Origin of the sequence: Haladaptatus sp., assembly GCF_049589095.1 — an archaeon.
GTDB lineage: Archaea > Halobacteriota > Halobacteria > Halobacteriales > Haladaptataceae > Haladaptatus.
Window position 1 is genome coordinate 1 of record NZ_JBAWAC010000447.1, and the last position, 5,597, is coordinate 5,597.

Consider the following 5,597-nt stretch of genomic DNA (forward strand, 5'->3'; position numbering starts at 1 on the left):
GATTCAAGTTTTCGAGCGTTGTCGGCGAAATCCTCGCCGACCTCGCCGCTGAGGGGGAGACCGACCATCCCATCGGGATGTTCGAGTTGGACCGGTTCGAGTGACGATTCGAGTCGGACTGTTTCGAGCGACGGCGTCCCGCTCGTCACCCTCGAATCGGGTACCTAATTTCAATACCTGTCTTATCTCACATTGACCCTTTTCACCCGGTCCGACGGACGTTCATGTGACAAATGAGTGCAAATAGCACACTTCCCGACGAAGTCGGGACGCTCGTCGTGGGAGCCGGTTGTGTCGGCTGTAGCGCGGCGTATCACTTGACGGAACTGGGCCGCGAGGACGTCGTCGTCGTCGATCAGGGACCGTTGTTCGAGACGGGCGGATCGACGTCCCACGCACCGGGGTTGGTGTTTCAGACGGCCGATAACAAACTGATGTCGAAGATGGCCCAGTACACGCGGAACCTGTACGAGGACCTCGACGGCTTTCGGACGTGCGGCGGCATCGAAGTCGCCTACACGGAGGATCGATGGGAGTTCCTCAAGCGGAAGCGCGAGTGGGGCCGCTCGTTCGGCGTCGAGGACGGGGAACTGTTGTCGCCGTCAGCGGTCGAGGAGCGCGTTCCGCAGGTGAACGCGGACGCCATCCACGGCGGTTACTACGTCCCCACGGACGGGAAGGCCCACGCGGTCGACGTTTCGGAGACGATGGCGAACCTGGCGCGCGAACGCGGTGCCGAATTCTACGGGAACGCGAAGGTCACCGACCTCGACGTCGATGACGGCGAGATAGACGCCGTCGTCACCGAACACGGCCGTATCGAGGCCGACGAGGTGCTTCTGGCGACGAACATCTGGGGGCCGCTGTTCGGCGAGATGGTCGACGTCGACGTCCCCCTCAAACCGTGTGCTCACCAGTACCTCGTCTCGGACGCCATCGACGAACTGGCCGGTTCCGAGCGGGCAATCGAACAGCCCATCTTGCGCCATCAGGATCGCTCGCTGTACTTCCGCCAGCATGGCGACTCGTACGGCGTCGGGTCGTACAACCACGAACCCCTGCTCGTCGAACCCGAGGACATCTACGGGCCGGAGAAACTGGACGACCTCGGCCTGAAATATCCCTCGCTCCGGGAGTTCACGGCCGAACACTTCGTCGAGAACACGCATCCCGACCACGAGCAGACGGCGGCCGACGCCGCGAGCGAACTGATTCCGGCGTTCGAGGACTGTGACTGGGAAACCCAGATGAACGGGATGTTCTGCTTCACCACCGACGGAATGCCCATCTTGGGCGAAACGGAGGACATCGACGGGTTGTGGTGGGCGCTCGCCGTCTGGGTCACCCAATCGGGCGGCGTCGGGAACATCGTCGCCGAGTGGATGGCAAACGGTACGCCGCGACTCGACGGCGAGCGGGTGGACGTGACCGGCGCGTCCATCGACCGATTTCAGGGACACCACGGGTCCGACGGGTTCGTCCGCGACCGGGCGGCCCAGCAGTACCGAGAGGTCTACCAACTGACCCATCCCCGTAACCAACCGAGGACAAGACGCGGACTGCGCCGAAGCCCGTACTATCCGCGCCAGCGGGAACTCGGCGCGGAGTTCTACGACAGCGATGGCTGGGAGTCGCCGCAGTGGTACGAGGTGAACGAGGCACTGCTCTCCGAGTACGACGTTCCCGACAGACCCGATTGGCTCGGGAAGAACTGGTCGAAGGCCCACGGGGCGGAGCACCAGGCCGTGCGCGACAGGGTCGGATTGTACGACCTCACCTCCTTCACGGCCATCGAGGTACGCGGTTCCGGCGCGGAACGGTTCCTGCAGGGATTGCTCTCGAACGACATCGACGTCTCGCCCGGTCGGGTGCGCTACACGACGATGCTCAACGAGGACGGCGGCATTTTGGCCGACTTGACCGTCTCCCGCCTCGGCGAGGACCGATTCTTAATCCTGACCGGCGGCGGTAGCTCGGGAACGACGCAGGGTCGCTGGATTCGAGACCACGCTCCCGACGACGGAACCGTCGAGGTTGTGGACCGGACCTCCGCTCGGTGCGGCCTCGGCGTCTGGGGACCGAAGGCGCGAGAGACCCTCGAAGGCGTAGTCGAGACGGACATCTCGCACGACGCCTTCCCCTTCTTTTCCTGCCAGGAGACGTACGTCGGGGGCGTTCCGGTGACGATGCTTCGCGTCTCGTTCGTCGGTGAACTCGGCTGGGAACTGTACGCTCCGCAGGAGTACGGCGCGCAGTTGTGGGACACCGTCTGGGAGGCAGGCGAGGAACACGGCGTCCTCGCGATGGGCGACGCGACGCTCAACTCGATGAGCATGGAGAAGGGGTTCCGGTTGTGGGGGACCGACATCTCGCCGGAGTACAATCCCTACGAGGCGAACATCTCGTTTGCGGTGGACATGGAGACGGAGTTCGTCGGGAAGGAGGCGCTCGCCGAGGCGGCGGACGCCGGTATCGACCAAAAACTCGTTCCCGTCACGCTTGACGAACCGGGTATCGTCGTGGGCACGGGCCACCCCATCGTCGACGGCGACGAGGTGCTGGGGTACACGACGCGCGCCGATTACGGCTACACTATCGACGCCGGTATCGCCTACGCCTACCTGCCGACGGCGTACGCCGACGCCGGTCGGTCGGTCGATGTGGAGTACGAAGGCGAGCGATTTGCCGCGACGGTTCGGAACGAACCGCTGTTCGACCCCGACCGGGAGAAGATACTGCGCTGACCGGGGACGGAGAACTACGGATGACTACCAACACGTCGGAACGACTCCCGTTTTCTGCTATCGAACAGGCCATCGACCGACTCGACGATCCGTCGGTCGTGAAACGAACGCCCGTCGAGCGAAGCACGTCCCTCGACGACCGAACCGGCGGCGAGGTGTCCCTGAAGATGGAACACCTCCAGTGGACCGGGTCGTTCAAGACGCGCGGGGCGTACAACAAGATCGAACGCGACGTGGTTGGAACGGAGGTCGACCGCGTCGTCGCGGCGAGCGCCGGCAATCACGCGCAGGGCGTGGCGCTGGCGGCGACCGAACTTGGCATCGATTCGACCATCGTGATGCCGAAGACCGCCCCGCAGACGAAGATCGACGCGACGAGGGGATACGGCGGCGAGGTGGAACTGGTTGGACAGGACTTCCGCGAGGCGATGAACCACGCACAAGGCCTCGCGGAAGGGGGTTCCGCGGAACTCATCCACGCGTACGACGACCCGGCGATCATCGCCGGACAGGGGACGCTCGGCGTCGAGATGTACGAGGACCTCCCGGACGTGGACACCGTCGTCGTTCCCATCGGCGGCGGCGGCCTCATCTCCGGCATCGCGACGGCGTTTTCCGAACTGTCCCCCGAAACGCGCATCGTCGGCGTGCAGGCCACCGGCGCGGCGACCGTTCCGAGTAGCCTAGACAAGGGGATGCCACAGACCCTCGACTCCGTCGACACCATCGCGGACGGTATCGCCACCGGCGGCATCTCCGAGTTGACGCTTTCGCTCATCGACCGACACGTCGACGAAATCGTCACGGTGACCGACAGCGAAATCGCGCGGGCGGTCCTCTTCCTGCTCGAACGGGCGAAGCAGGTGGTCGAAGGTGCCGGTGCGGCGAGCGTCGCCGCCATCATGGGCGAAGCCCTCGACGTGGAAGGGGAGACGGTGATGCCGTTGCTCTGCGGCGGGAACCTCGATATGACGATGTTACAGACCGTGCTGGTCCACGCGCTGACGAACCGCGAGCAACTCCTCCGCCTTCGCGTTCGTATTCACGACCGACCCGGCGAGATGCGGGAACTGTCCGGCATCATCGCGGATCACGGGGCGAACATCCGAAACGTCCGACACGACAGGTCGGCCCCCGAACTGGACGTCGGCGAGGCGTATCTCGTCTTCCAGGTCGAAACGAGCGGCACCGGACAGGCGAGGAACATCATCCGCTCGATACGCGGTCACTCCTACGAGGTCGTCCACGTCAACTCCTGATCCTTATGGACTTTCTGATATCCCGAACAGTTGCTCACCGTGCGTCGGATACTCACCGATCTTGTAGGTCGGAGGGTTTTAAATGAAACCTTACGAAGCGAGATTACGGTAAAACGAAACGGCCGTTAAATTTTCATCAGTGCTTAAGTACACCACAGCATACGAACACGAGCTATTATTATCGATTCTCAAGAGAAACGTATGTAGTATTGTGTCATGGTATGACAGGGCACGGATTCGCGCACGCCGTCGAATCCGTTTCGTTCGTCCATCGTCCCGGGTCATGATCTGACGATCGTGATACAACCGGTTCGGAAATCACCGTCGAGGGGACCGCGATTCGCCGGGAGCAGAAGACATCGTCGCCGACCGCTCGAACGACGCAGTACGGCGTACTGCACACTCCGAGAGGAGTATGAGCAACATGAGCCAACAACAAGGTTACCTTCGCGAGTTCGTAGACGAGATCGATCCGCTGGTGTTCGGGTTCGGAATTCTGACCGCGGTTGCGTTCCTTCTGTACGTCGCAATCGTCGGCCCGGAGGCGGCAGGAACTGCAATGAAACGGGTCAACCACTGGTTGTGGTCCAACTTCTCGTGGTTCTACCTCTGGGCGATGTTGATATTCGTCGGATTCACGACGTTCCTCATCTTCGGCCCGTGGGGGAAGATCAAACTCGGGCCGCCCGACGCGGAACCGAGACACAGCTTCCTCTCCTATTTTGCGATGTTCTTCTCCGCCGGAATCGCCGCCGGAATCGTCTTCTGGGGTCCAGCGGAGGCCATCTTCCACTACGGGAGCGGCACGCCCCTCGCCGGTGCGGACGCCCCCGCGAAACAGCGTATGTTGGGGTCGCTTCAGTACACGTTCTTCCACTGGGGCATCTCGGCGTGGGCGGCCTACCTCATCGTCGGCGTTCCCATCGGCTACTACGCGCACAAGCGGGGTGCGCCGTTCAAGTTCTCGACCGTCATCGCGCCGATCGTCGGCGTCGATAACTTGGACGACAGCTACTTCGCGCGCGCCGTCGACCTCATCGCGGTGTTCGGGACGATGGGCGGCATCGCCACGTCGCTCGGGTTCATCGGCCAACAGTTGCTGATGGGGATGGACTACCAGTTCGGGTCGGCGCGGACGCCGTCGCAGGCGGCGTCAGCGCTTCCGATCGATATCTTCGGCATCCAACTCGGCGACCTCGGAATCATCCTCGTCATCATCGGCGTGACGACGGTGTTCACGCTCTCGGTCATCAGCGGCGTCGAGAAGGGTATCAAACGGCTATCGCAGTTGAACGTCATCGTGTTCGTCCTGCTGGGGGTGTTGGTCTTCTGCATCGGCATCTACAACGGGATGGCCTCGTTCGTGCTCAATCTGGGGACGCAGGCCGTCGGCCGGTATCTCAATCAGTTCATCAAGATGAGCCTGTTCACCGGCGCGGCGACGGGGTCGTCGTTCGTCGGGGCTTGGACCATCTTCTACTGGGCGTGGTGGTTCTCGTGGGCACCCTTCTCCGGAATCTTCCTCGCGCGGATTTCGTACGGACGAACCATCCGCGAAGTGACGTTCGTCGGCGTCGTCGCGACGACGCTGGCG

3 protein-coding genes are annotated in these 5,597 nt (G+C 62.8%); all 3 read left to right on the plus strand.

Going from position 1 to position 5,597, the window contains the following annotated elements:
• Positions 1-233: 233 nt before the first annotated feature.
• Complete coding sequence (locus WBV42_RS14115; protein ID WP_423986592.1) at positions 234-2,744, plus strand: GcvT family protein; 2,511 nt, start codon at positions 234-236, stop codon at positions 2,742-2,744.
• Positions 2,745-2,764: 20 nt separating this feature from the next.
• Positions 2,765-4,003, plus strand: coding sequence for a threonine ammonia-lyase (gene ilvA / locus WBV42_RS14120; protein ID WP_423986593.1), 1,239 nt, complete (start codon positions 2,765-2,767; stop codon positions 4,001-4,003).
• A gap of 424 nt (positions 4,004-4,427) precedes the next feature.
• Positions 4,428-5,597 (plus strand): BCCT family transporter (locus tag WBV42_RS14125; RefSeq protein ID WP_423986594.1); only part of this gene is annotated, 1,170 nt, incomplete at its 3' end.